At 71.3% G+C, this 26363-nt stretch carries 26 protein-coding genes; 22 read left to right on the top strand and 4 right to left on the bottom strand.

Annotated elements, in window-relative coordinates:
• Positions 1-1065 (bottom strand): LLM class flavin-dependent oxidoreductase, encoded by a 1065-nt coding sequence (locus VKT83_00885; GenBank protein HLY21003.1) that lies wholly within the window; start codon positions 1063-1065, stop codon positions 1-3.
• A gap of 188 nt (positions 1066-1253) precedes the next feature.
• On the opposite strand from VKT83_00885, the gene VKT83_00880 reads away from it, so the two are divergent.
• The 6 genes from VKT83_00880 (at position 1254) to VKT83_00855 (ending at position 7480) form a co-directional block, all read left to right on the top strand.
• A complete protein-coding gene (locus VKT83_00880) occupies positions 1254-2408 on the top strand; it encodes a Xaa-Pro peptidase family protein (protein ID HLY21002.1) in 1155 nt (384 codons plus the stop codon).
• Positions 2402-3166: an alpha/beta fold hydrolase gene (locus VKT83_00875; protein HLY21001.1), complete on the top strand. Its 765-nt coding sequence runs from the start codon at positions 2402-2404 to the stop codon at positions 3164-3166. Before VKT83_00880 ends, VKT83_00875 begins: the two co-directional genes overlap by 7 nt.
• Before the next feature lie 37 nt (positions 3167-3203).
• Positions 3204-4793 carry an ABC transporter substrate-binding protein gene (locus tag VKT83_00870; GenBank protein HLY21000.1) on the top strand — a complete coding sequence of 530 codons (1590 nt, stop codon included), beginning with the start codon at positions 3204-3206 and terminating at the stop codon, positions 4791-4793.
• 66 nt (positions 4794-4859) lie between these two features.
• On the top strand, positions 4860-5780 hold the full coding sequence (locus VKT83_00865; protein ID HLY20999.1) for an ABC transporter permease: 921 nt from the start codon (positions 4860-4862) through the stop codon (positions 5778-5780).
• Positions 5767-6621 carry an ABC transporter permease gene (locus tag VKT83_00860; protein HLY20998.1) on the top strand — a complete coding sequence of 285 codons (855 nt, stop codon included), beginning with the start codon at positions 5767-5769 and terminating at the stop codon, positions 6619-6621. The genes VKT83_00865 and VKT83_00860 overlap by 14 nt, the downstream gene beginning before the upstream one ends.
• Before the next feature lie 55 nt (positions 6622-6676).
• Positions 6677-7480, top strand: a complete 804-nt coding sequence (locus VKT83_00855) for a creatininase family protein (GenBank protein ID HLY20997.1) — start codon at positions 6677-6679, stop codon at positions 7478-7480.
• Here VKT83_00855 and VKT83_00850 read toward each other — a convergent pair.
• Both VKT83_00850 and VKT83_00845 read right to left on the bottom strand, forming a co-directional pair.
• Positions 7452-8267, bottom strand: coding sequence for a creatininase family protein (locus tag VKT83_00850; protein HLY20996.1), 816 nt, complete (start codon positions 8265-8267; stop codon positions 7452-7454). The two genes, VKT83_00855 and VKT83_00850, sit on opposite strands and share 29 nt — an antisense overlap.
• Positions 8268-8280: 13 nt before the next feature.
• On the bottom strand, positions 8281-9462 hold the full coding sequence (locus VKT83_00845) for a Xaa-Pro peptidase family protein (GenBank protein ID HLY20995.1): 1182 nt from the start codon (positions 9460-9462) through the stop codon (positions 8281-8283).
• Between the two features lie 193 nt (positions 9463-9655).
• On the opposite strand from VKT83_00845, the gene VKT83_00840 reads away from it, so the two are divergent.
• From VKT83_00840 to VKT83_00790, 11 genes are all read left to right on the top strand, one after another.
• Positions 9656-9979, top strand: a complete 324-nt coding sequence (locus VKT83_00840) for a hypothetical protein (GenBank protein ID HLY20994.1) — start codon at positions 9656-9658, stop codon at positions 9977-9979.
• Between the two features lie 10 nt (positions 9980-9989).
• The gene (locus VKT83_00835; protein HLY20993.1) at positions 9990-10949 is read left to right on the top strand and encodes a helix-turn-helix domain-containing protein; all 960 of its coding nucleotides are present in this window, start codon (positions 9990-9992) and stop codon (positions 10947-10949) included.
• Positions 10950-11117: 168 nt separating this feature from the next.
• Entirely contained in the window at positions 11118-12317 is a 1200-nt protein-coding gene (locus VKT83_00830; GenBank protein ID HLY20992.1) for a threonine synthase, read from the top strand.
• Positions 12307-13542 (top strand): Xaa-Pro peptidase family protein, encoded by a 1236-nt coding sequence (locus tag VKT83_00825; protein ID HLY20991.1) that lies wholly within the window; start codon positions 12307-12309, stop codon positions 13540-13542. Before VKT83_00830 ends, VKT83_00825 begins: the two co-directional genes overlap by 11 nt.
• A gap of 6 nt (positions 13543-13548) precedes the next feature.
• The gene (locus VKT83_00820) at positions 13549-14601 is read left to right on the top strand and encodes an Ldh family oxidoreductase (GenBank protein ID HLY20990.1); all 1053 of its coding nucleotides are present in this window, start codon (positions 13549-13551) and stop codon (positions 14599-14601) included.
• Positions 14602-14615: 14 nt separating this feature from the next.
• Positions 14616-15305 (top strand): isochorismatase family protein, encoded by a 690-nt coding sequence (locus tag VKT83_00815; protein HLY20989.1) that lies wholly within the window; start codon positions 14616-14618, stop codon positions 15303-15305.
• 17 nt (positions 15306-15322) lie between these two features.
• Entirely contained in the window at positions 15323-16927 is a 1605-nt protein-coding gene (locus tag VKT83_00810) for an ABC transporter substrate-binding protein (GenBank protein ID HLY20988.1), read from the top strand.
• Between the two features lie 22 nt (positions 16928-16949).
• Positions 16950-17870 carry an ABC transporter permease gene (locus tag VKT83_00805; GenBank protein ID HLY20987.1) on the top strand — a complete coding sequence of 307 codons (921 nt, stop codon included), beginning with the start codon at positions 16950-16952 and terminating at the stop codon, positions 17868-17870.
• A 43-nt stretch (positions 17871-17913) separates the two neighbouring features.
• Entirely contained in the window at positions 17914-18744 is an 831-nt protein-coding gene (locus VKT83_00800; protein HLY20986.1) for an ABC transporter permease, read from the top strand.
• 20 nt (positions 18745-18764) lie between these two features.
• Positions 18765-19268, top strand: coding sequence for a cupin domain-containing protein (locus VKT83_00795; GenBank protein ID HLY20985.1), 504 nt, complete (start codon positions 18765-18767; stop codon positions 19266-19268).
• A gap of 30 nt (positions 19269-19298) precedes the next feature.
• A complete protein-coding gene (locus VKT83_00790; protein HLY20984.1) occupies positions 19299-20612 on the top strand; it encodes a M20/M25/M40 family metallo-hydrolase in 1314 nt (437 codons plus the stop codon).
• A 1-nt stretch (position 20613) separates the two neighbouring features.
• On the opposite strand, the gene VKT83_00785 is transcribed toward VKT83_00790, so the two are convergent.
• Positions 20614-21582, bottom strand: a complete 969-nt coding sequence (locus VKT83_00785) for a type II CAAX endopeptidase family protein (protein HLY20983.1) — start codon at positions 21580-21582, stop codon at positions 20614-20616.
• Between VKT83_00785 and dnaX the strand changes: the two genes are divergently transcribed.
• The 5 genes from dnaX (at position 21583) to leuC (ending at position 26362) form a co-directional block, all read left to right on the top strand.
• On the top strand, positions 21583-23295 hold the full coding sequence (dnaX, locus tag VKT83_00780) for a DNA polymerase III subunit gamma/tau (GenBank protein HLY20982.1): 1713 nt from the start codon (positions 21583-21585) through the stop codon (positions 23293-23295).
• A 14-nt stretch (positions 23296-23309) separates the two neighbouring features.
• Positions 23310-23624, top strand: coding sequence for a YbaB/EbfC family nucleoid-associated protein (locus VKT83_00775; GenBank protein HLY20981.1), 315 nt, complete (start codon positions 23310-23312; stop codon positions 23622-23624).
• 8 nt (positions 23625-23632) lie between these two features.
• Complete coding sequence (gene recR, locus VKT83_00770; protein HLY20980.1) at positions 23633-24250, top strand: recombination mediator RecR; 618 nt, start codon at positions 23633-23635, stop codon at positions 24248-24250.
• A 115-nt stretch (positions 24251-24365) separates the two neighbouring features.
• Complete coding sequence (locus VKT83_00765; protein HLY20979.1) at positions 24366-24959, top strand: ribonuclease H-like YkuK family protein; 594 nt, start codon at positions 24366-24368, stop codon at positions 24957-24959.
• Entirely contained in the window at positions 24956-26362 is a 1407-nt protein-coding gene (gene leuC, locus VKT83_00760; protein ID HLY20978.1) for a 3-isopropylmalate dehydratase large subunit, read from the top strand. The genes VKT83_00765 and leuC overlap by 4 nt, the downstream gene beginning before the upstream one ends.
• Position 26363: the final 1 nt, after the last annotated feature.

Below are 26363 nucleotides of genomic sequence, written 5' to 3'. Positions count from 1 at the left end.
TTACGGCAGCCAGTCCGCGAGCAGGCCGATGGCCTCGCCGTAGTCGGGCCCGAGCTTGGAGAACATCACTTGGTGAAACTCCAGCCGGGCCGCCGCGGCGCAGGCCGCGTCGAGCCGGGGTGCGCACGCTCGAGGATCGCCCGCGATGATCGTCGCGTCGATCATGCCGTCGGTCACCATCGCGGCCGCGGCGTCCTCCGGCGCCCCTGCGCGCCGGGCGGCGACGAGGCGCCCGACGTCCTCCGGCTCCACGCCCGCTCGGCGGAAATCATCCGCGGCCCAGCCCGTCGCATGCAGGTGACCGATCACCGTGGCTGCGAACGGCCTGGCATAGCGCCTGGCGGCGGCTCGATCGGCGGACAGCGACACGTTTACCTCCGCGACCTTTCGCAGTGTCTTCCCGGGAGCGCTCCGCCCGGCGGCGCGGTCCGCGATCTCGACCGAGCGGCCGATCGTCTCGGCGCGCGCCGCTGCGAGGAACGATCCGCCGTAGATCACGCCGTCCATCGCCCGGCCCGCGACCTCGAGCGCCCGAGGCCCGTTGCCCCCGCCGTACAGGCGGACCGGACCGGCCGGACGCATGCCCAAGCGTCCTTCGCCCTTGGGCGAGAGGTTGAAATAGGATGTCAGCGCGGGGTATCGGGCAAATTGCACGCCGTCGCCGGCCAGTAGATGCCGCAGCATGCCGGCCGTTTCTTCCAGGATGGCGATCGGATCGGACGGCCGGACGTATTGGGGGGTCTTCGAGAGGCTGCCGCGCGCGAGCCCGACGCCGAGCTCGCGCCCGCCGGTCAGCTCGGTCAACGTCGCGATCGCATCCGCGACGTCGACCGGATTGCGAAAGTACTGCACGACGACGGCGGCGCCCAGCTTGATCCGCACGCGCGGCGCCAGGGCCGCGAGGACGACAAACGGGTTCCGCGCGCCGAGATTGTCGGTGACCCAGACTTGGCTGAACCCCCCGCGCTCCGCGGCCTCGCCGAGCGCTGCGAGATCTGGGGTTGCGTAGCGGTCGACCGTCGAGGCGAGGTGAAATTGAATACCGAACTCGAGCGCCGCGCTCATGGCGCCGGTGCTTCCGGCGCCCTCCGGACAAGTCCTTCATGGGCAGGACTCGTTGCGGCGGGATCGGAAGAGGAAGCGGCGCACCCGCGCGCTCACTCGATATACGCGGGAGCGAGCGGGGTGGCGTTCTGCCGGTCTACCAGGCGAAGGTTCCCTACGATCCCGACGCGCGCCGTCCGTGGCGGACGATGCCGTTTCCGCAGTCGGAGTACGAGCGCCGCATCACGGCCGTGCAGGCGCGCCTCAAGGCGGAAGGGCTCGCCGCGCTCGTCGCCTACTCCAACGGCGCCGATCCCGGCAACGGGCGGTATCTCGTGAATTTCGAGACCAGCGCGGGCGACACCGTCGTCGTCATTCCCGCCTCGGGGCCGCCGATGCTGACCACGAACTGGCTGATGCACGGGGAGCCGATGCATACCATGATCTGGACGGCGTGGCTCGACGACGTCCGCGGCGCCGAGCGCCCCGGGTTCGTCCGGAGCCCCGAGACGAGCGTCGCCGGCCATGCGGCCGACCGGATTCAAGAGGCCGGGGCCGCGGCCGACCGGATCGGGGTCGCGGGCGGACCGATCGTGCCGCACCACGTGATGGTCGCGCTCGAGGAGCGTCTGCCCCGCGCCACCTGGATTCCGGCGGACGACCTGCTGATGGAGGTCCGCGCGGTCAAGTCGCCGCTCGAGATCGAAGCGATGCGGCGCGCGGCGCGCATCTCGGGCCGGATGCACGAGGAGGCGCTGCGGGCGCTCGCGCCGGGCGCGCGCGAGTTCGACGTCGCGTCCCGGGCGCACGCGGTCGCGTTCGCCGAGGGCGCGGACGCCCTCGCCTTCGAGAGCGCGGTCGCCACCGGCTCTCGCGCCGGCCTCAAGCACTGCGCCCCGTCGGATCGCGTGATGGAGCCGGGCGACATGGTGTTCCTCGACATGGCCGCGACCTACCACGGGTACTGCGCCGACGTGTCGCGCTCGACGGTCGTCGGCACACCGAGCGCCGAGCAGCGGCGGTTCCTGGATACCGGACTCGAGATGTTCGAGGCGGCGCTCGCGAAGGCCGGTCCCGGCGTGCCGGTGCAGGACATGATCGCGGCCGCGCGGACGATCGCGGTGCGGACCGGCTACGAAGCGGACTACATGCCCAAGGGCTTTGGTCACGGCCTCGGCTGCTCGCTCTTCGAGCGGCCGTCCCTGCGTCCGGCGACGACGGATGTCCTCCGGCCGGGGAACATCTTCGCGCTCGAGCCGATGCTGATCCGGATGAACTTCGGCACGGCCTGCATCGAGGAGACGGTCCTGATCACGCCGACCGGGGCCGAGGCGCTGTCGGGCTGCCCGTTGCGCGTGTGGTAACCGGAAGCCATCCCGGCGAGCGCCTCCTGTTTCCGAGCGCCGGCCGCGATCTCATCGCGTACCGCTACCTCCCGGCGCCGGGGGCCGGCGGCGGGGGCCGCGGCGGTCCCGTGCCCGCGGTCGTTCTGAACCACGGCAGCGGCCTCGAGCAGGACAGTAAGCCGGGCGTGGCACGCGTGCTGACCGACGCCGGCTACGCGGTGTTCGTCCCGTTCCGGCGCGGGTATGCCGGGTCGCCCGGCCCCTCGCGGCTCGAGGAGGTGCCGGCGCCCGCCGGCGCGCCCGGGCACGACGAGCAGGTCTGCGCCCGCCTTCTGGCTGAGAGCGACGACGTGCTCGCGGCGCTGCGCTTCGTGCGCGCGATGCCCGGGGCGGATCCCGACCGCGTCGGCGTGATGGGCTCCTCGTACGGCGGCATCAACTCGCTGCTCGCGGCGGCGCGCGACGAGCGGGTGAGGGCCTGCGTCTCATTCGCCGCGGCGGCGATGAGTTGGGGTCCGGTGCCGGGACTGCGGCCGTTTCTGCTGACCCACGCCGATGCCATTCGGTGCCCGCTGCTGCTGCTGCAGGCGGAGAACGACTTCGACGTCACGCCGTCCGCAGCACTCGCCGCCCGCCGGCGGGCGGCGGACGGGGTCTGCGAGCGGCATCTCTTTCCGCCGTTCGGGGCCTCGCCGATGGAGGCGCATCAAATTTGGGTGCACGCGCCGCAGTTGTGGGTGCCCGTAGTGCTGCCGTTTCTTGCACGATACGTGTAACGTCGCGCGGTTGAACTCGGTCGAAGGGGGGATCGGCGTGATCCGTCGTGTGATGACAATAGGTGTGATGGTGCTGCTTGCCGTGGCGGCCGCGGGGCCGTGGCCGGCGGCGAGGGCGCAGATGCCGCAGGTGTTCCGGACGCCGCTCAGCGGCGAGGCGCCGACATTGGATCCGTATTACGCGGTGGACTCGGCGTCCGCGCCCGTCGTGTTCTTGATGTACAACACGCTCGTGGGGCTCGACGCGAACGGCAGGCTGCTGCCCCAGGCGGCGAGCAGCTGGGACATCTCGCCGAACGGCCTCGTCTACACCTTCCACCTGCGGGACAACATGTACTTCCACAGCGGCCGCAAGGCGACCGCCGCCGACTGGAAGTGGTCGTTCGAGCGGATGGGCAGCCCGGCGCTCAAGTCGCCGGTGGGCTCGGTCGTCGTCTCGGGCATCCAGGGCTACGACGCGTTCCAGAGCGGCGCCGACGGCATCGCCGGCATCACCGCGGTCAACCCGACCACGCTGCGGTTCGTCCTGAATCCGGCCCACCGCGGCGGCTTCCTTAACCGGCTCGCCTACTACGCCGCGGTGGTGATGGACAAGGACGTGGTGGCCCGGGGTCAGGGCTGGTACACGACGCAGGACGCCGGCACGGGGCCCTTTATATTGAAGGAGTGGGCCCACAACGACCATTTCACGCTCGCGGCCAGCCCGCGCTACTACGCCGGGGCCCCCAAGGTCGCCGCGATCAGCATTCCGATCGTGACCGAGGCGCGCACGCAGCTGTCCGAGTATCTCGCCGGGCAACTCGACTTTATCCTGGTGCCGCTCGGCGACTACCAGCGCATCAGTACCGACGCCAAGCTCAAGCAGGAACTACTCGTGTACCCCCGCGCGCAGATCCTCTATCTGGGGCTCAATCCGCGCGTCTACGCGCCCTTCAGGGATCGCCGCGTCCGCCGCGCGTTCGCGATGGCGATCGACAAGGCGCGGATCGCCCGGACGGTGTTCTTCGGATTCTACACGCCGGCGAGCGTGTTCACCCCGCCGGGGATTCCGGGGTTCTACGCCGGCTACAAGGGCCTGCCGTACGACCCCGCGGGCGCGCGTAAGCTGCTCGAGGAGGCGGGCGTGGCCGGCAAACTGCCGCCGTTCCGCATCGCGATGAACCCGTTCGGCCCCGTCGCCCAAATGGAGGGCGAGCCGGCCGTCGCCATGCTGAAGCAGAATCTCGGGGTCGACGCCACGCTCGAGCGGACGGAGTTTGCGACGTTCATCACCAACTTGAACAAGCGGACCGTGTACCAGTCGTTCCTGAGCGGCTGGTCCGCGGACTACCTCGACTACAGCGACTACCTGGATATCTTGCTGTACAGCACCTCGCCGCTCAACCGGCTGAACTACAACAATCCGGACTTCGACAAACTGGTCGACCAGGCCAACGCGGCGCCCAACGAAACCGACCGCATCGCGCTGTATCACAAGGCGGAGGCGCTGATGATCGAGGACGTCGGGGCCGTACCGCTCATGTTCACGCAGTTTGCGTACTTGAAGAAGCCCTACGTGAAGGGGCTCCGTACGTCGCCCGCGGTGAACGGCTGGCTGCCGTTTGACACCGTCTCGATCGAGAAGTAGCGGCTCCGGGGCCGCGGCGCGAGGCCGCGGCCCCGGCCGCCACACCCGCTAGTCCCGCCGCGGTCCGTGGTCCGCTACGTCCTCTACCGCCTCGCGATGGCCGTGCCGCTGTTCCTCGGCGCGGCGCTGCTGATCTTTGTGGCGGGACACCTCGCGCCGGGCGATCCGGTGCAGTCCCTGCTCGGCGACCGCTACACGCCGGCCACCGCCGCGGTGCTGCGCCACCAGCTCGGCCTCGATCGCCCGTTTGCGGCGCAGTTCGTCGACTATCTCGGGCAGCTCGCCACGTTCCGCTTCGGCACGTCGTACGTGAACCCGGGGCTGCGGGTCGGCGATCTGCTGCGAACCGCGCTGCCGATCAGCCTCCGGCTGGCGACGCTGGCCGTCGCCGCGGCCGCCGTCGTCGGGACGGTGCTCGGCGTCGTCGCGGCGACGGTGCCGGGCCGGCCGCTCGACCGGCTGATCCAGTTCGGCGTGGTGCTGGGCCTCTCGGTGCCGAGTTTCGTCACCGCCGCGGCGCTCGTGTATCTGTTCGCGCTGCATTTTCGCCTCTTGCCCGTCGCCGGGTGGGGCCACCCGAGCGACTACGTGCTGCCGGTCATAGTCCTCTCGATCGCGCCGCTCGCCTTCATCACCCGCATCGCGCGGTCGAGCGTCGGCCAGGTGCTGCTGGAGGACTACGTCCGCACCGCCCGCAGCAAGGGCCTGCGCACCCCGCGCGTGCTCTTCCGCCACGTGCTGCGGAACGCGGCGCTGCCGGTGGTCACGACCATCGGGATGGCGTTCGGGACGGCGATCGTCGGCGCGTTCGTCGTCGAGGTCGTCTTCAACGTGCCGGGCATCGCCCGGGTCGCCGTCAACGCAATCTTCCAGCGGGACTATACGGTGCTGCAGGCCACCGTGCTCGTCTACACCGCCCTGTTCTCCTTCGTGAACCTCGCGGTGGACGTCTCCTACGCGTATCTCAATCCCCGTGTTCGGTACTGAGCGCCGGAAGGCGATCCGGCAGGCGCTCGGCGGGGACCGCCTCGTCGCCGCGAGCGCCGGCTTCCTGCTCGCGGTGGTCGTGCTGGCGGTGGCGGGGCCGTTTGCCATCCGCTACGCCTACGACGCGCAGGACCTCGACGCGCTGTTCCGCGGGCCCGGCGCCGCGCACTGGTTCGGCACGGACCAGTTCGGCCGCGATTCGTTCACCCGCATCGTGTACGGGGCGCGCGTCTCGCTGTCGGTCGGCTTCGCGGCGGTGGCGTGCGAGTCGCTGCTCGGTATGACCTGGGGCACCGTCGCCGGATACTACGGCGGCGCCTGGGACAACGCGCTCATGCGCGTCGTGGATCTCCTGATCGGCTTTCCGACCATTCTCCTCGCGATCCTGGTCACCGGCATCTTCGGCCCGAGCCTCACGAACATCGTGATCGCGCTGGTGCTGACGGCGTGGCCGGGGACCGCCCGTACGATCCGCAGCGAAGTGGTCGCGATCCGCGAGCGGGACTACGTGGACGGCGCCCGCGCGCTCGGCGCGACGACGCCCCGCATCCTCGCCCGCCATCTCGTGCCGAACGTCGTGCACCTCTTGATCGTTCGCGCGACGCTCGACGTCAGCACCCTCGTGCTCGCGGAAGCCACGCTGAGCTTCATCGGCATCGGTGTCCAGCCGCCGCATCCGAGCTGGGGCCAGATGATCTACGAGAGCTTCCAGTACCTCGACGGCCATCCGCTGCTGCTCGTCTTTCCCGCCGCGGCGCTGTCGATCACGGTCATCGCGTTCAACGTCGTCGGCGAGTTCCTGTCGCGCGTCCTGGATCCGCGCTACGCCGGCCGCCACTGACGCCGGCCGGTCCGGCCCGCGGGGCGTCCGCATTCGAAAAAGGGGGGACGGTCGCATGTGTGATCTCCACGAGACCAAGGACCCGTACTACCTGCCACATCTCACGTCGCCGGAGGTCGGCGAGCTGTTGAAGACGACCGATACGGTCATCCTGCCGTTCGGGGCGATCGAGCAGCACGGCCCCGCGCTTCCGATGGGGACCGATACGCTCGGGGTGATCGCCGTGTCGCGCGCGGCGGCGCGCCGGGCCAAGGCGCTGTGCGCGCCGATCCTCTTTCCGGCCCTGTCCGCGCACCACATGCACTTTCCCGGCACGATCACGCTCTCCGAGGAGACGTTCAGCCGTGTCGTGATGGAGGCGGCGGAGTCGCTCGCGGCGCACGGGTTTCGCCGGATCCTGCTGGCCAACGGCCACGGCGGCAACGAGGCGACCCTCACGTACCTCGCCTACCGCATCACCCGCGAGACGCCGGCGTCGGCGATGGTCTTCGGCATCGCCGAGCTGCGGAAGATCTACCTGACGGCCAACATCGACAAACTCGACATCCACGCCGGCATCGGCGAGACGTCGAGCATGCTCTACCAGCAGCCGGAACTGGTGCGCAGAGACAAGGTGGCGCGGCCGCGCATGACGCTTGACCCCTGGCGCGAACGCCTGCTCGCGCAGGTGCGGAGCGACCCGTCGCTGCTGCGCTACGTCACCCTCAAGCTGCCGCCGGTGCACGAGATCTCGTCGAACGGCTGCATCACCTACGGCGACCCGGCCGCCGGCACGGTGGAGCGGGGGAAAGAATTGTTCGACGCCTACGTCGAGGCGACGGTCGCGTTCATCAAGGCCTGGCAGGCCGCGACGACGTAGCGTTCCAGTCGATCGGCGCGGTCCGGACGTACTCGGCCGCGGCAACCAGGGCCGGGACGATCGCGGCCAGAATGCGCCCGCCTTTTTCGCGGGTCGCGAGGGTCGCGTCGCCGTAGACCCCCGTCGCCTCCGGCCTCCCGACGCCGGGCGCCGGGAGCGGCGCCGGGACGAAGAGGCCGCGTGGCCGCGGGCGGTCGGGGATCTCCCGCACGGCGCGGTCGGTCCGGACCGCCTCCGGCGCGATCGCAAGGAGCACGGACGTTTCGTATTCATCGGCGTGGCTGCCCGCCGGCTGCTCGAGCAGCCCGTCGAGCGCCCGGCCGCCGAGGTCTTCGATTCGGGTGACGCCGACGAGCACGGAGTAGCGGAGCCGTAGGTCGCGCGCCGTGACTTCGAGCACCGGGAAGGTCGAGATTCCGGTGTTGAGGACGAGGAACCGCCGCGGTCCGTGCCGGTGGAGCGAGATGATGATCTCGCCGATCATGGCACCGAAGGTGGACGCTTCCAGGTGCGTGCTGCCCGGAAACCCCACGAACGACGGGTAGTAGCCGTAGGTGACGGTCGGGGCGACGATCGCGGGGACGCGCTCGGCGATCCGCGCCGCGAGATGGTCGGCGAGGAGGCGATCGGTGCCCAGCGGGAGGTGCGGGCCGTGTTCCTTGGCCGCCGCGCCGATCGGCAGTACGATCAGCGGGTCGCGGCCGAACAGCGCGGCCGCCTCGGGCCACGTGAGCCGCTCCAAATAGACGCCGGGGCCGGCGGAGGGCTTTTCCTCGCCTGGCGACATCCGGCGCCGGCCGCTACGACCAGGTCATGACCGGATAGTTGGTCAGGCGCTCGTATCCGGTCTCCGTAATCAGCAGCGTGTCCTCGACCACGCCGGTGCCGAGGCCTTCCACCACGACCATCGGTTCGTACGCCACGGTCATGCGCGGCCGCAGTTCCGTCGTGTTGCCCGCGAACAGGCCGGGGACTTCGATCACCGACATGCCGATGCCGTGGCCAAACCCGCCGGCGCAGTAATAGGGCTCGTAGCGGGTGCCCCGCACGACGGCGAGCAGCGCGTTTGAGACGTCGTCGATCGTACACCCGGGCCGGATCGCGCCGAGGCCCGCGTGGTACAGGTCGGCGCCCACCGTGAGGAGCTCGCGCACGCGCCCGGTCGCGCGCCCCACCGCGGTGCACCGGCTCGTATCGGCGGCGTAGCCGTGGTAGGCGGCGCCGAGGTCGATGAACACGCTCTCGCCGTCGCGCATCGGCCGCAGGCGCGGCATCCCGTGCTTCAACCCGGCCTGTTCTCCCCCGACGACGCAGGTCGCGAACGCCTCGCGGGCGCCGTGCGCGATGATCCGCTGCACCGCGGCCGCGGCGACGACGGTCTCTTCGACGCCCGCCTCGAGGGCCGAGAAGACGGCGCCCATCGCATCGTCGGAGATGACGCCCGCGTGGCGCATCACGGCGATCTCCTCGTCGCTCTTCTCCAGCCGGATGCGGGCGAACACATGGTCCGCCGGGTAGAGGTGCGGAAGGCGCGAGGCGAGCGCCGCGTGCAGCCCGTACGGCAGGGAGGAGGCGCCGGCAAGGCCCACACGCTGCGCGGCCCCCACGGCGTCCGCCGCGAGTGACGCGATCTCATCGGCCGCGCCGCCGTAGACCGGGCCGAGGGCGACCCGGACGTCCGCCACGCGGCACATCCAGATCATCGAGTGCATCGGTTCGCCGTGGAGCACGGCGTCCGTGATCACGGTCATGGTCCCGTCCGCGCGGAGCACGCAGAACGCGCTGCCGAACGCCGGGGTGTAGTTCGTGAGGTACGCGATCGCGGACGGCGACGCCGCGCTCGCGAAGACGCACAGCGCGTCGAGTCCCTCGCGCTCCATCGCGTGTCGAAGAGTTGTGACGCGCCGGTCGTACTCGGCGTCGCTGAACGCCTGCGCGAGATACGGGCGGCGGGATTCCAGGTCGTAGGGGACGCGCGGCATCGGCGGCTGCACCTCCAGGCGTCTGGCATTTGGCCGAGCCCCACGTGTCTCCCTGCCCTGCCGCAGGGCAGGACTCCGAGGGATCGGGATCGGAACCCCCCGAGCGGCCGCTCGTCCCGCGCAGACGGGACGCCCGCGGCGCAATCGCTCGGCCGCGGGCTGTGGCCGCGACCCGACACGACGGAGGCGACGAATGATCCTGGTCCATCAGCGCTATGCGGCGAAGCCCGGTCTGCGCGAGCGCGTGCTCGACACGCGGATCGAGGCGTCCCGGCGTCTGGCGGAACTGGGGGTACCCCCGGGACAGATCTGGGTGCCGGTGACCGGGGAAGCGGGGATCGATCCGGCCGGCGCCGCCGACGTGATCTGGGAATGTACCTACGCGGATCTCCGCGAACGCGAGCGGATCCGTGCCTTGCAGGAGGGCGACGCGACGTTCGCCGCCGTTCGCGCCAGGCAGGGGACCCAGCTGACGCGCTGGACCCGCGAGCACTACCGCCTCGTCGAGTGGTCCTGAGGCCGTGCCGGTGACCGGATCGCGCCGCGGCGACGGCGCGCGCGCGGAGGCGATCCCGATCGATGCGCGGGAGTCGGCGCAGCGGATGGCCGACATGCTTGCCGCCGTGCTCCATGCGGGCGTCGAGGTGGTCGACCGCGATCTCGTACGGCTGGCCTCCTCCGGAACGGCGCCGGAGCGGTCGAGCACGCCGCCGGAGCCGGCGCTCTACGTCGCCTGCATGCGGACAAGGCTGCCGGCGTGGGCCGGCGCCGCCGCGTCCGGCCGCCCGGGTCCCATCGTCGCGTGTCCGATCGTCGCGGCGGGCGATGTCGTTGGAGCGATCGGGCTTCTGCCGGTCCTGGCGGGGCAGGCGGAATCCCTGCGGGCCCGCCCCCGAGAGATCACCGATCTCGTCGCGGCGGTGTCCGAGCCGCTGCGCGGGGCGGCAGGATGGCGCGCGATGGCGCCGTCCGCGGGCCGGACCGAGCGCGTGGAAGCCGCGGTGCTCGAGTCTCTGCCGGACGGCCTGCTGGCCGTGGACGCGCGGGGCGTCGTCCTGTACTGCAACCACACGGCGCTCGCGATGTTGCGCGCGGAGATGGACCTGACCGGCCAGGTGCTTGGGCACTGGTACGCGCCCGCCGAAACGCTCGCGGACCTATCCGGCCCTCAGACCCGCGACGTGGCCTTCGAGCGTCACGGGCAGCGGTTCCGGTTTCTCGAGACGAGCAGTCCGCTGCGGAGGGGAGGGCGGGCCGCCGGAATCCTCATCGTGCTCCGCGAGGCCGGCGCCGGACGGTCCTCCATCCGTCCTTCGCCGCCCACGCTTGGCGATGCCGAACGCCAGCTGATCAACGACGCGCTCGCGCGCTACGGGACCTCGGGGGCGGGAAAGCGCCGCGCCGCTCGGGCGCTCGGCATCAGCCTGTCCACCTTGTACCGGAAGCTGCGCCGGCGTTCGGCCCGGCCGCTGCGCCGCCCGCACTAGCCGTCCACCCCCGCAGCCGTTCGGGAGGCCGTCGGACGAGGATTCCCCTGTGGGCTCGTCGTATCATACGTTCTGTCCGTGTTCCCGGATTGAGAATTTCTTCGCAATTTGGTAACGGACATCCGCGCCGGATATCCGACGCCGCGTGAGGAGCGTGAACCAGCCGGGATGGCGAAGGTCCAGCCGCGGGCATCAACCGCCGTACGACTACCCGACCTGCGCTGCAGCCGGTGCGGCCGTACCTACCCAGCATCGCGCGACACGTGGCGGTGCGAGTGCGGCGGTCCCCTCGACCTCGCCGGCGCCGCCGGCTTCCGTCCCGAGGCATTCGCCGGCCGCGCGCCCGGCGTGTGGCGGTACCGCGAGGCGCTGCCCTCGCTGCCCGACGAGGCCATCGTCACGCTCGGCGAGGGCGGCACGCCGCTCATCGACGCCCGGCGCGGCACCGGTCTCAAGTACAAACTCGAGTTTTTGTCCCCTACGGGATCGTTCAAGGACCGGGGCTCGACGGTGCTGGTCAGCTGTCTCGCGGCGCTCGGCGTGCAGCGCGCGGTGGAAGACTCGTCCGGAAACGCCGGCGCGTCGATGGCCGCGTACTTCTCGGCCGCCGGGATTACGTGCGACCTCTACATTCCGGCGACGACCTCGCCGGCAAAGACGCGGCAGATCCGCAGTCACGGCGCCCGGCTCGTGCTGATCGAAGGGACCCGGGCGGACGTCTCGCGCGCCGCGGAGGCCGCCTCCGACGGCGCGTTCTACGCGAGCCATCTGTGGTCGCCGTATTTTCTCGCCGGCACGCAGACGTTCGGGTTCGAGATCTGGGAGCAGCTCGGCGGGCGCGCTCCCGACTCCGTCGTCGTCCCGGTGGGCGCCGGTACCCTGCTGCTCGGCGCGGCACTCGGGTTCCGCGCGCTGCGGGCGGCCGGCCAGATCGAGCGTCTCCCGCGGATCTTCGGCGTGCAGGGCGCGAACTGCGCGCCGCTGCACTACGCGCTGCGCGGGGGCCGGGAGAGCACCGAGGACGTCGATTTCCCGCTGAAGGACAGCATGGCCGAGGGCATCCGGATTCAGCGGCCGCCCCGCGACCGCCAGATCCTCGCCGCCGTGCGCGAGAGCGGCGGCGACATCGTGACCGTGAGCGAGGCGGAGATCTACGCCGGCTGGTTCCATCTCGCCGGCCGGGGCCTCTTTGTCGAGCCCACCGCGGCCGTGGCGGCCGCCGCCGCGGACCGCCTGCTGGCGGAGGGTGTGCTCTCCGCCGGAGCGACGACGGTGGTCGCGCTGACCGGCACCGGATTGAAGGGCGTCGCCACGCCGCCCGACGCGGGCCCGGACGACGCGGCGCCCGGAGGCGGCGATGAGCGCTAAAGGCCGGCCCGCGATGCCGTACGGGTGGGGGCGCGTGCCGTACTCATTCGCGGACCGCGCGCCGTGGATGAACCTGCCGTTTCCCGTCGGGGAATACCGGGAGCGGCTGCGGCGGCTCGCCGAGCGGATGGGCGGGCAGGATCTCGACTGTCTTGTCGTTCTCGGCAACCGCTCGGACGGGACGAACATCCGCTATCTCACGAACTTCGAGGACTTCTACGGCGGCGACAGCATGCTGGTCGTGCCGCGCGACGGTCCGCCGGGATTCACCACCAACGCGGTGATGCACGGCGAGCCGATGCACTCCGGCATTCAGGACTGCTGGATCGAAGACGTGCGCTGCGCGGCGGCGCCCCGGACGGTCACGGGCGCGGCGAGCCCGGCCACGGTCCTCGACCACGTGGAGGACTTCATCACCGAGCGCGGGTGCGCGCGCGGAACGATCGGGATCGTCGGCGACTCGAGCGGCCCCCTCGCGCGGTTTCTCACGGAGACGTTTCCGAAGGCGCGCGTCGTCGAGGCCGGCCCGATGCTGCGCGAGATGCGGGCGCTCAAGAGCGACCGCGAGATCGAGGTGATCCGCCGCGCGTGCCGGCTGGCCGACGCCGGCCTGGCCGCGGCGATGGACGCGGTGCGGGCGGGGATCACGGAGTTCGAGCTAGCCGGCGAGGCGAACCGGGCGATGTTCAGCGGCGGCGCCGAGCATCCGGCGTTCGCGATCTCCGTGTGCGCGGGAGCGCGGTCGGGATTCAAGCACATGGCGCCGACGGGCTATCAGGTGCGTCCCGGCGACATGGTCTACATGGACGCCGGCGCGCGCTACATGGGCTATTACAGCGACGCGTCGCGCCAGCGCGTCTGCGGCGAGCCGACCGTGGAGCAGCGGCGCTTCATGGAGACGCAGATCGGCATTGTCGAGGAGGTCATGGCGGCCGCGCGTCCCGGGGCGGTCATCGCCGACCTGGCGAAGATCGCGATCGCCCGCGCCGAGGAGGCCGGCTACGCCGACTACCTCTACTTCCGCGGCCACGGGGTCGGCGCGGCGGTGCAGGACCTGCCGGCGTTTGCGCCGGGCAACCCCGCGCGCCTCGAGCAAAATATGGTCTTCGCGTTCGAGCCGATGCTCGTGCGCGAGGGCTTCGGCACCGCGTGCTGGGAGGACGACTGGGTCGTCACGGCATCCGGCGTCGAGCGCCTGAACCAGTGTCCGGTCCGGTGGTGGTAGCCGGCGGTGGCTGAGATCGGTCCGATCGCGTCCGGCGACCTCACGGCGCTGCTGCGGGCGGTGCTGGCCGCGGCGGGTGTGGCGGAGGACGAGGCGGGCGTCGTCGCGGCGCACGTCGTCGACGCCGAGGAGCGCGAGAACCGGTCGCAGGGATTGGTGCGCATCCCGGCCTACGTGACGTGGGCGCGGCGGGGCGAGATCACCTCGCCCACCTCGGTGACGGTCGAGCGCGACGGCGGCGCCGTCCTTGTGCTCGACGCGCACAACGGCTGGGGCCACGTCGCGGCCGCGGACGCGATGGCCCGCTGCGTCGAGCGCGCGAAGCGTTCGGGCGTGTGCGTGGCCGTCGTCCGCAACACGAACCACATCGGACGGCTGGGCGCGTACGTTGAAGCCGCGGCGGCCGCGGGCACGATCGGGCTCATCGCGTGCGCCGGCAACCCGAAATCCTCCTGGGTCGCCCCGTGGGGCGGGACGAGGCCGATCTTCGGCACCAACCCGCTCGCGATCGGGTTCCCGCGCGGTGACGGCCCGCCCGTGGTCGTGGACATCTCGACGACGCAGGGCGCCCGCGGCAACGTCTTGCTCGCCCAGAAAGTCGGGGCGCTGCTGCCGGAGGGCTGGGCGTTCGACGCGGGCGGCGCTCCGACCCGGGACCCCCGCCAGGCGCTGCCGCCTCACGGCACGCTCGCCCCGCTGGGCGGGCACAAGGGGTACGCGCTGGCCGTGGCCCTGGAGATTTTGTGCGGCGTGCTCGCCGGGATCTGGCCGCCCGAATCGTCGGCGAATTTCGTCGGCGCGATCGACGTCGAGGCGTTCCTGCCGATGGAGACGTACGAGCAAAGCCTCGCCGGCCTCGCCGAGGAGATCACGTCCGGCCCGCGGCGCCCCGGCGTCGACGCGATTCACCTGCCCGGCGAGGGCAGCGCGGCGCGCAAGCGCCGCAGCGCCGCACGCGGCCTGATGGTGTCGTCGGAGATGTGGGCGGAGATCGCATCACTCGCCGCCGGCGCGGGCGTGACGCATCCGCTGCTCGAGACCTGGCGCACGACGGCATAAAGACGAGGTGGATCATGGCGATCTGGGACGACGTGGTGCCGAAAGAGGAGCAGGCGCTGTACGAGCGCGGCGGGTGGGGCGGGTCGGTCGGGTACGGCCGCCGGCCGGCGCTGCTGGTCGTGGACATGTACCGCGCCTTCGTCGATCCGGCGTATCCGTACAGCAGTCCCTCGGCCCCCGCGACCGTCCGCGCCATTCAAACGCTGCTCGCGGCCGCGCGCGCCGCGGAGTGCCCGGTGTTCTTCTCGAAGGGCGCGCGGCGCTCGATCCCCGCCGAACGCGGCCGCTGGAAGACGACCGCGGCCAACGTGCGCCCGATCATGGCGGACCCCGCGGCCTACGAGATCGTGCCGGAGCTCGCGCCGCTGCCGACCGAGCCGGTGGTCGTGAAGGCGGCGCCGAGCGCGTTCTTCGGCACGGACCTCGTGAGCTATCTCATCTTCCACACCGTCGACACGGTCATCGTCACCGGCACCGTGACGAGCGGCTGCGTCCGCGACACGGCGCTGGACGCCTTCAACTACAGCTTCCGGGTCATCGTGCCGCAGGAGGCCGTGTGCGACCGCGGCATCACTTCGCATAAGGTCACGCTGTTCGATCTGCACATGAAGTACGCCGACGTCGTGCCGGCGGCGGAAGTGCTCGACTATCTCCGGACCGTAAAACACGGCGAGCAGGTGCTCGCCGGCACCCGTTCGTCATGATCCAGAAGGGGGAGGGGATGTCCGTGTATCGAGGGTTCACCGCTCTGATGGTTGCCGCGGCGCTGCTCGGCGCGCTGGCCGGTGGATGGGGCCCGTCGCCCGCGGCGGGGCAGGCCGCCGGCGTGTTCCGCACGCCGCTCGGCGGCGAGCCGCCCACGATCGACCCGTATTTCGCGACGGACTTTTCGTCCGGCGATCTCACGCTTCTGATGTACAACACGCTCGTCGGATTCGACGGCGCCGGCCGGCTCGTGCCCGAGGCCGCGAAGAGCTGGGACGTGTCGCCGAACGGCCTCGTCTATACGTTCCACCTCCGCGACAACGTGTACTTCCACAGCGGCCGAAAGGTGACGGCCGCCGACTGGAAGTGGTCCTTCGAGCGCATGGGCGATCCGGCGGTCAAGACCGAGGTCGGCGACGTCGTGGTCGGCGGCGTCGCCGGATACGACGCCCAGCAGAGCGGCGGCGGCGGGCTCGCCGGCATCAAGGTGGTCGATCCGCTGACGCTGCAAATCGTCCTCAACCCCAACTCGCGCGGCGGCTTCTTGAACCGCCTCGCGTACTACGCGGCGGTCGTGCTGGACCGCGACGTCGTCGAGCGCGGCGGCAAGTCGTGGTTCGCGGCGCACGACGCCGGATCGGGACCCTTCACGATGCGCGAATGGGCGCACAACGACCACGTCTCGATGGCGCGCGACCCGCGGTACTTCCTCGGCGCGCCGAAGATCTCGGGCGTCGAGATGCCGGTCGTGACGCAGGCCCAGACGCGTCTGTCGGAGTACCAGGCCGGCCAGCTGGACCTCGTGGCGGTGCCGCTCGCCGACTTTCAGCGGATCAAGTCGGATGCGGTGATGGGCAAGGAGCTGCTGGTGTTCCCGCGGGCCCAGATCATCTGGCTCGGCCCCAACCCCCGCGTCTACGAGCCGTTCAAGGACGCGCGGGTGCGCCGCGCGTTTGCCCTCGCGATCGACAAGGCGAAGATCGCGCGCACGGTCTTCTTCGGCTTCTACCAGCCGGCGGCGTCCATTGTGCCGCCGGGCATCCCGGGATTCTACAGCGGGTATAAGGGCCTGCCCTACAATCCCGCGCAGGCCAAGAAGCTGCTGGACGAGGCGGGGATGACCGGCAAGCTGCCCCCGCTCACGATGGCGATCAACCCGATCGCGGGGGACTATCAGATGGCCGCCGAGGCGACCGCGGCGATGCTGAAGGAGAATCTCGGCGTCGACGTGCGGCTGCAGCGGGCGGAGTTCGCGAGCTTCCAGCAGGGGATGAACCGGCGCACCGTATTCGCGTCGTTCATGACCGGGTGGGCGGCGGACTACCTGGACTACAGCGACTACCTCGACCTGCTGCTGTACAGCAAGTCGCCGCTCGACCGGGTGAGCTACGCGAACCCGGAGTTCGACCGGCTGGTCGATCAGGCCAACGCGGCCGCGACCGACGCGGCGCGCACGGCGCTGTACCACAAGGCGGAGGCGCTCGCCGTCGAGGAGGGAGCGATGATTCCGATGGTGTTCACGCAGTTCGCGCTGTTGAAGAAGCCCTACGTGCAGGGGCTGCAGACCACGGGGGCGCTGTCCGGATACTTGAAGTTCAACACGGTGAGCATCCAGAAGTAACAGGGTCCTCGGCCGTCCCCGGGTGCTTCGGTATCTCGCGTACCGTGTCGCGCTCATGGTGCCGCTGCTCCTGGGGACGGCCCTCCTCATCTTTCTGGCCGGGCATTACGCGCCCGGCGATCCCGTCCAGGTCCTCCTGGCCGACCACTACACGCCCTCGGCGGCCGCCCATCTGCGTCACGAGCTGGGGCTCGACCGGCCGCTCGCGGCGCAGTTCGCCGCCTACGTCGCGCACGCCGCGCGCTTCGACTTTGGGGTCTCGTACATCAATCCGGACCGGCGGGTCGCCGACATCGTGCGGCAGACCCTGCCGATCAGCCTCCGGCTCGCCGCGCTGGCCGTCGCCGCGGCCGCCGTCTGCGGGATCGCACTCGGCGTGTGCGCCGCGGTGTTCCGCCGCTCGCTCGCCGACCGCCTGATCCAGCTCGGCGTCCTCGCCGGGCTGTCGGTCCCCAGTTTCGTCGTCGCCGCCGGGCTGGTGCTGCTGTTTGCGCTGCGCTGGCGCCTCCTGCCGGTCGCGGGATGGGGTCATCCCGCCGATTACGCGCTGCCCGTGGCCGCCCTGGCCGCCGCGCCGGTCGCCTATATCACGCGAATCAGCCGGGCAAGCGTCCGGCAGGTCTTGACCGAGGACTACGTCCGTACGGCCCGCAGCAAGGGGCTGCCCGCCGGCGGCATTCTCGCGCGGCACGTGATGCGCAACGCCGCGCTGCCGATTGTGACGACGATCGGGCTGGCCTTCGGCTATGCCATCACCGGCGCGTTTGTCGTCGAGGTCATCTTCAACATCCCGGGCATGGCCCGCGTCGCGGTCGACGCGATCTTGCAGCGGGACTATTCGGTGATTCAGACCGCGGTGCTCGTGTACACGGCGATCTGCACCCTCGTGAACCTGGCCGTCGACCTCTCCTATGCCGCCCTCAATCCCCGTATCCGCTACTGACGCGGCCGCCGGGCCTCGCGCGGGGACCGCGCCGCGCCCGCCGGTGTTCCTGCGCTGGGTGCGGCGCGACTGGCCGGCCGCGGCGGCGGCGGGGTTCCTCGCGGTCCTGATCGTGCTGGCGCTCGGCGCGCCGTGGATCGCGCCGTACGGATACGACCGCCAGGACCTCGACCGCGCGCTGCAGGGGCCCGGGCCGCAGCACTGGCTCGGCACCGACCAGTACGGCCGCGATCTGCTGAGCCGGCTGCTCCACGGGGCGCGCATCTCGCTCACCGTCGGCTTCTCCGCGGTGGCCGCGGAGTCGGTGCTCGGCGTGGCGTGGGGCACCGTCGCCGGCTACTACGGCGGCGCGGTCGACGCGGCGCTGATGCGCGTCGTGGACCTGCTGATCGCCTTCCCATCGCTGCTGCTCGCCGTGCTGGTCACCGGCATTTTCGGGCCCAGCCTCGTGAACATCGTGCTCGCGCTCACCATGACGGCATGGCCGGCGATGGCGCGTACCATCCGCAGCGAGGTGGTCGCGCTGCGGGAGCGGGACTACGTCGAGGCGGCGCGGGCGCTCGGCGCCCGCCCGGGACGGCTGCTGCTCCGCCACGTCGTGCCGAACGCGGTGCACCTGCTGGCGGCGCGCGCCACCCTCGACGTGAGCGCGCTCGTGCTGACCGAGGCCACGCTGAGCTTCATCGGGATCGGCGTGCAGCCGCCGCGGCCGAGTTGGGGCCTCATGATCAACGAGGCGTTCCAGTTTCTGCAGAGTCACCCGTATCTCGTGATCGTGCCGGCGACCGCGCTGTCGCTGACCGTGATTGCCTTCAACGTGCTCGGCGAATCGCTGGCCGAGCGGCTCGACCCGCGGCAGCGGCGGCGCGGCTGAACAAAGGGGGGGACGGACACATGGCGACCCGGGGCAAGACACAGCGGACAATGCGGAAGTTCGTGGAGCGCATTCACTACGTGCGGGCGGCGGTGGACAGCCGCCGGCGCGCGAGGAAGCGCGCGATCCGCTCGGAGGCGCTTCGCTGGGAGGACAACCTGCACGGCCGCAGCGCGTACATCGTCGACTCGGTGACGGGCTTCGATTCCAAGAACCTGGCGATGTTCATCCGGGAGATTCCGCCGGGCGCCGCCACGGGCTCGCATCACCACAACTTCGAGGCCGTCGCGTACGTGCTCGAGGGCCGCGGCCACGACGTCCACGACGGCAAGGTCGTGCGCTGGCAGGCCGGCGACGGCCTGTACATTCCGCCGATGGTCGTGCACCAGCACGTCAACGACGATTCGCGGCGGCCGGCGCGCCTGCTGTTCATCGCCAACTGGCCGCTCTTGAACCACCTCGGCATCACGAGCTTCGTCCAACTCGCGAAGGCGCCGCGCGCCGCGCGGCGGCGCGCGCGATGATCGTCCCGCGGCCCGCCGTGCGCCGCTGAGATGGACGCCGACCTGACCGCCACGATCCGCCGCGCCGGGGAGGAGATCGCCCCGGACGTCGCGGCGCGCCTGCAGGCGGGAGTCCGGATCGACAGCGTGAACCCCGCGCACGGGGGAGCGCACGGCGAGGGGCCGTTTCAGACGATGTTCGCCGGCGAGCTCGAACGGCTCGGCTGCCGCGTGGAGACCTGGGAGCCCGACGCGCAGGCGCTGGCCGAGCAGTATCCGTTCATCCGGCCTGTGCTGCCGGCGCAGGGATTCCACGGCCGGCCGAACGTCGTCGCCTGGGCGCCCTCGGCGGACCGGCCCGTGGGCCGCTCCGCCCACCTCATCCTGAACAGCCACGCGGACACCGTGGGCGCGGGTGATCCGGCGGCGTGGCCGTCGCCGCCGTTTGCGGCCGCGATCACCGGCGGACACCTGATCGGGCTCGGCGCGGCCGACGCGAAGGGCGCGCTTTTCACGTTTCTCGGCGCGCTGACGATCCTCCGCACGGCGGGCCTCATCCCGCGGAGGCCGGTCGCGTTCCAATCCGTCGTGGACGAGGAAGCCGGCGGCGCCGGGACGCTCGACTGTATCCGCCGCGGATACACGGCGGGCGCGGCGGTGGTAGGCGAGCCGACCGGGCTCGCCGTTTGTCCCGGCTCCCGCGGCTCGGCGACCCTCGTGATGCGCATCGCCGGACGCCGGGCCCACCCGGGCGAGGGCTGGCGCGGCGTCAACGCCGTCCGGCAGGCGTGGCGCTACGTGGAGGCGCTCGAGGCGCTCCGCGCGGAACTGGATCGCACGGCGATGCATCCGTTGTGGCGGCCGCTTCCCGCCGGCCACGTGTGGAATCTGCTGGCGCTGAACTCGGGCCCGGCCGGCCCGGCCGTCCCCGAGGCGTGCGAACTCCACTACAACGCCGGCATGATCGGCGGCGAGCGCGTCCCCGACATGCGGCGCACGATCGAGGACGCGATCGCCCGCGTGACCGCGGCCGATCCGTGGACGGTCGACCATCCGCCGCGGCTGCGGTGGCTGGACCGTCCGATGGATCCGGCGGTCACGGATCCGGACCATCCGGCGGTGACGGCCTTCGCCGCCGCGGGCCGCGCGCTCGGCGAAACCCCGGCGGTCCAGGGATTCTCGGCGATCACGGACGCCCGCTACCTCGTCAATACGGGCGGGATCCCGACGATCAACTTCGGACCGGGCGAGATTCACCGCTGTCACAGCCCCGAAGAGATGCTGCCGGTCGACGACCTGCGCCGGGCGATGACGTGGGTCGCCGTCTTCGTCGCGGACTATTGCGGCGTCGCGCGCCGGCCCTGAATCAGCCGCCGATCGACGGGCCCTGGTAGAACAGGAAGAGCGCGGCGAGATTGTTCAGGCCGTGCGCGATCATGCCGGGGACCAGCGAGCCGGTGATCTCGTACAGATACCCGAGGACGAGGCCGAGGATCAGGATCGGCAGCAACTCCACGGCCTGCAGGTGCGCCGCGGCGAAGAACAGGGCGCTCACCACCACCGCGGTGTGCCTGTGGAGCGCGCGCCGCAGGGCGCCGAGCACGAGGCCGCGGAAGAAGATCTCCTCGCCGACCGGCACGACGACGCCGACGATGAGCGCGAGCAGCGTGATCTCGACGCCGGCGTGCAGCTGCGGCATCATTCGATAGATCGGGCTGTGCTGCTGTTCGCTGCTCACGTATTTCGTTGCCGCGGCCTGGCCCATGCCGAGCGCCAGCACGAACACCGTCAGGTTTTGCCCGAGGCCGTTGCCGACCACGGCCGCGACCGACGCACCGAGGCCCTGGAGCACGCGGCGCCGCGCGTCGCCGGCCCGCAGGCCGAGCGCGGCGAGGGGCTGCCGGTACTTCACGACGGCGAGGTACACGCCCGCCGCGACGAAGAACGCGTTCTGCGCGACGGCGAGCACGATGACGAGCCAGAACGGCGGGAGCCCGCCGGCGGCGCGGGGCAGCAGCAGGCCCGCGAGCGGCAGCGTCCCCGCGAAAAAGAGCGTCACCCCGGCGACCTCCACGAGGCCCCAGGTGGCGCGTCCCGACGGCCGGACGATGAGGTAGAGTGGCACCGCCGCGCCGACCATCGCCACGGCCGCGATCGCCCACAGCGCCGCGGGCAGGCGGCGCATCTTGCGGCGGGCATCGGCGAAGACCAGCAGGGCGGCGGCGAGCGAGACCAGCGCGAGAAATCGCGGTGCGATGGGCCACCTCCAGGAGTGCGGGAAACGTTCGGCGAATACGGGGCGAGACCTGCGCGAGGTGACGTTCGCTTGTCCCACGTGTCCTTCTACCGCAAGTGGCGCCCGCAGACGTTCGAGGACGTCGTCGGCCAGGAGCGCGTGACCCGCACGCTGCAGAACGCCATCGCCGCCGGCCGGATCGTGCACGCGTATCTGTTCTGCGGCCATCGCGGCAGCGGCAAGACGACGACCGCGCGCATTCTCGCCAAGTGCCTCAACTGCGTGCGCGGCCCGACGCCGACGCCGGACAACGTCTGTCCGTCCTGCGTCGCGATCGGCAACGGCTCCTCGCTCGACGTCATCGAGATCGACGCCGCGAGCAACCGGGGCATCGACGAGATCCGCGACCTGCGCGAGAAGGTGCGCCTCGTCCCGGTCGCGGGCCGCTACAAGGTCTACATCATCGACGAAGCGCACATGCTCACGACCGAGGCGGCCAACGCGCTGCTGAAGACGCTCGAGGAGCCGCCGCCGCACGCGGTGCTGGTGCTCGTGACGACCGAGCCGCACCGGCTGCCGACGACGATCACCTCGCGGACCCAGCGCTTCGACTTCAAGCGCATCCCGCAGGCCGCGATCGTCGAGCGGCTGCGCACGATCGCCGCGGCCGAGTCGCTCGAGGTCGACGACGACGCGCTCCATCTCATCGCGCGCGCCGCCGACGGCGCGCTGCGCGATGCGGAGGGGCTGCTCGACCAGCTCAACGCGTTCTGCCGGGGCAAGATCACCAAGCCGGACGTGCTCGCGGTGCTCGGCGTCGTCGACGAGGAGGTCGCGCACAACCTGGCGCAGGCGATCATCGACGGGGATGCCGGTGCGTGCCTCGTCCTCGCCGGCCGGCTCATCGACGAGGGGCGGGACGTCCGGCAAGTCCTCCGGACCCTCGTCGACCAGTTTCGGGACCTGCTCGTGGTCGCGGTGATGCGGCATGCCGAGGATCTCGTCGAGACGACCGAGCAGCGGCTCGAGGCGCTTCGCGCGCAGGCGGCGCGCCTCGCGCCCGGCGCCATCGCCCAGTACATCCGCGTCTTTGCCGCGGCGGAAGCGGAAGCCCGGGCCGCGACGCAGCCCCGCGTCGTCCTCGAGATGGCGCTGCTGCGGGCGGCGCGGCCCGAACTCGACCCGTCGTTGGAAACGCTCGCCGCGCGCGTTGCCGCGCTGGAGCAGGGCGCGGGTGTGACCCCGCCGCACGCGGCCGGCACGCCGCCGCCGGCGCCGGACCGGCCCGCGGAGAAACCCGCGGCCAAGCCGGGCCGAAAGGCCCCGCCGCGATCCGCGGCGCCGGCCTCGCCCGCCTCCCCCGGGGCCGCGGCATCCTCGCCGGCGCCGGCCGCCGTGTCCGCGCCGGCGCCCGCGGTCGGTTCGTCTGTGCCGCCCGGCGCGCCGCTGACGATCGACGGCCTGCGCGCGCGGTGGCCGGCCGTGATGGACGACGTCAAGCAGCGCACGCGCGCGGTGCACGCCTACCTGCTCGAGAGCGCGCCGCGCGGGGTCGCCGGCGACGAGGTCGTGCTCGGCGTCCGCCATCCGTTCCACCTGGAGCGGCTCGAAGAGCCCAAGAATCGCGTCGTCGTCGCCGACGCGCTCACGCGCGTGCTCGGGGCGGCGGTTCGCCCGCGGTTCATGCTCGACGAGACGGCGGAAACGGTCGCGCTCGCCGCGGAGACGTCCGCCCCGGGGGAGGGGGCGCTCGTCGACGAAGCGGTCCGGCGCTTCGGCAACCCGGTCCAAGAAGTCCGCCGTCTGGAGTGACGCCCGTGTTCAACATGCAGAAGATGATGAAGCAAGTGCAGAAAATGCAGGAGGACATGGCCCGCGTCCAGGAGGCCCTGGCCCAGGAGCGGGTCGAGGCGACCGCGGGCGGCGGCGTGGTGCGGGCCGTCGCGAACGGCCACGGCGATCTGCTCGAGGTTAAGATCGATCCGGCCGCCGTCGATCCGGGCGACGTCTCGCTGCTGGAGGATCTGGTGCTCGCCGCGGTCGGCGAGGCGCTTCGAAAGGCGCGGGAGCTGGCCGCGGAGCGGATGAAGGCCATCACCGGCGGCCTGCAGCTGCCGGGCCTGCCCGGCGTGGGCTCCTAGTCGTTCCGGTGTCGGTCTACGCGGCGCCGCTGCAGCGCCTCATCGACGAGCTCGGCAAGCTTCCCACGATCGGGCCCAAGACCGCGCAGCGGCTCGCATTCTACATGCTGTCGATGAGTCCGGCGGACGCGCAGGCGCTCGCCGAGGCGATCCTCGAGGCCAAGCGCCTGATCCGCCACTGCTCGATTTGCGGCAACATCACGGATGTCGATCCCTGCGCCATCTGCACGAGCGGACGGCGTAACCACGCCGTGATCTGCGTCGTCGAGGACCCCCGCGACATCGCGGCGATGGAGCGGACGCGCGAGTTCTCAGGCGTCTATCATGTGCTGCAGGGGGCGATCTCCCCGCTCGACGGCGTCGGGCCGGACGACCTCCGCATCGCGGAGCTGCTGCGGCGCGTCGCGCCGGCGCCGGGACAGACCCAGGGGGCCGTGCAGGAAGTGATCGTCGCGACGAATCCGCGCGTGGAGGGCGAGGCCACCGCCCTCTATCTCGCGCACGTCTTGAAGCCGCTCGGCGTGCGGGTGACCCGCATCGCCCATGGTCTGCCGGTCGGCGGCGACCTCGAGTACGCCGACGAGGTGACGCTCGCCCGCGCACTCGAAGGCCGCCGGGACCTCTGATCGACTAGCCTACTGCCGCCCCCGCCAAGTAGAGGCGGCTCTCCGCGCCGCCGCCGCCGGCGAACCTCCGGTCCGCCATGATCGTTTCTGATATACTGAGGCGCAGGGGACGCAGATGGAGTTTATCTCACCAACGCACGGCAAACTGAGCTTCGAGCGGATGTTCGCGCAGATCGTCCATTATATGGAAGAGCAGCGCGACCAACAGTACAACCTGATCATCGGGACGGACTCGCTGCTCGGCGACGACACCTGCTTTGTGACCGCGGTCGTGATCCACCGGGTCGGACACGGCGGACGGTACTTCTACCACCGGTTCCGCAACCGGAAGATCGAGAGCCTGCGGCAGCGGATCCTGTTCGAGACCTCGCTCAGCCTGGAGACCGCCAGCCAGATCAGCGCCGAGCTCGCGAAGAACGGCTACAGCGAGCTCCCGCTCGAGATTCACCTGGACGTCGGGGACCGCGGGGAGACGAAGCGGATCATTCGCGAGGTCGTCGGGATGGTCCAGGGCAGCGGCTACGCCGCGGTGACGAAGCCGGACAGCTACGGAGCGAGCAAAGTCGCGGACCGCGAGACCGGAAAGATGGGCGTGCGGCCGCGGCCGCTGCCGCGGCCCAAACGGACCGCGGGGGCGGGGCAGGGCGACTCGGCCGGAGGTCCTGTGCCGAACCGGGCGCCCGCGCCGCAGACCGAGGGGGAATCATGACCGGAAAGACACTGGCCGCCAAAATCTGGGACGCGCACGTGGTCGCCGGCGGCGACCGTGAGCCGGACCTGCTCTTCGTCGACATGCACCTCGTCCACGAGGTGACGTCGCCGCAGGCGTTCGAGGGCCTGCGGCTGGCCGGGCGGAAGGTGCGCCGGCCCGACCTCACGTACGCGACGCTCGACCACAACGTGCCGACGACGCCGCGCACGGAGCCGATCACCGACCCGACGAGCAAGGTGCAGGTCGAGGCGCTCGAGCGCAACGCCGAGGAGTTCGGCGTCCGTCTCGAGGGCATGTTGAGCCCGCGGCAGGGCATCGTCCACATCATCGGCCCGGAGCTCGGGCTCACGCTGCCGGGGATGGTGATTGTCTGCGGTGACAGCCATACCGCGACGCACGGCGCGTTCGGGGCGCTCGCGTTCGGCATCGGGACGAGTGAAGTCGAGCACGTACTCGCGACGCAGACGCTGCCGCAGCGGCGGCCCAAGATGATGGAGATACGGGTGGACGGCGACCTGCCGCGCGGCACCACGCCCAAGGATCTGATCCTCGGGATCATCCGCCAGAACGGCGTCGGCGGCGGGACCGGGCACATCGTCGAGTACACCGGCGCCGCGATCCGGGCCCTTTCTATGGAAGGACGGATGACCGTCTGCAACATGACGATCGAGGGCGGCGCCCGGGCCGGACTGATCGCGCCCGACGACACGACGTTCAAGTACGCCGAGGGGCGGCCGTACGCGCCGAAGGGCGCGGCCTGGGACGCGGCCCTCGCCACGTGGCGGGCCCTGCCGACCGATCCGGACGCCCGGTACGATACGACGGTGCCGGTCGACGCGTCGACGATCGAACCCTTCGTGACGTGGGGCACGAACCCCGCGCAGGCAGAGCCGGTGACGGGCCGCGTGCCGGACCCGGACACCCAAACCGACCCACAGGCGCGCACCGCGGTGGCGCGCGCGCTCGAATACATGGCGCTGCGCCCCGGGACGCCGATCCAGGAGATCGCGATCGACCGCGTGTTCATCGGCTCGTGCACGAACGCGCGGCTGGAAGACCTTCGCGCGGCCTCGCAGGTCGTCGTCGGCCACCGCGTGAACCCCAAGGTTCGGGCGATGGTAGTGCCCGGCTCCCAGCTGGTCAAAGCCGCGGCGGAACGGGAGGGACTCGACCGCATCTTCACGGAGGCGGGGTTCGAGTGGCGGGAAGCCGGCTGCTCGATGTGCCTCGGCATGAACCCCGACATCCTCGGCCCCGGCGAGCGGTGCGCGTCGACCTCCAACCGGAACTTCGAGGGCCGGCAGGGGCCCGGCGGCCGCACGCATCTCGTGAGTCCGACCATGGCGGCCGCCGCGGCGATCGCGGGGCACTTCGTCGACGTCCGCGAGTGGAGGGCCTAGG

It is taken from the genome of bacterium (assembly GCA_035308905.1).
In the GTDB taxonomy this organism is placed as follows: Bacteria; Sysuimicrobiota; Sysuimicrobiia; order Sysuimicrobiales; family Segetimicrobiaceae; genus DASSJF01.
The sequence above is the reverse complement of the archived record's forward strand: the minus strand, read 5'-3'. Positions and strand labels throughout refer to the sequence as shown.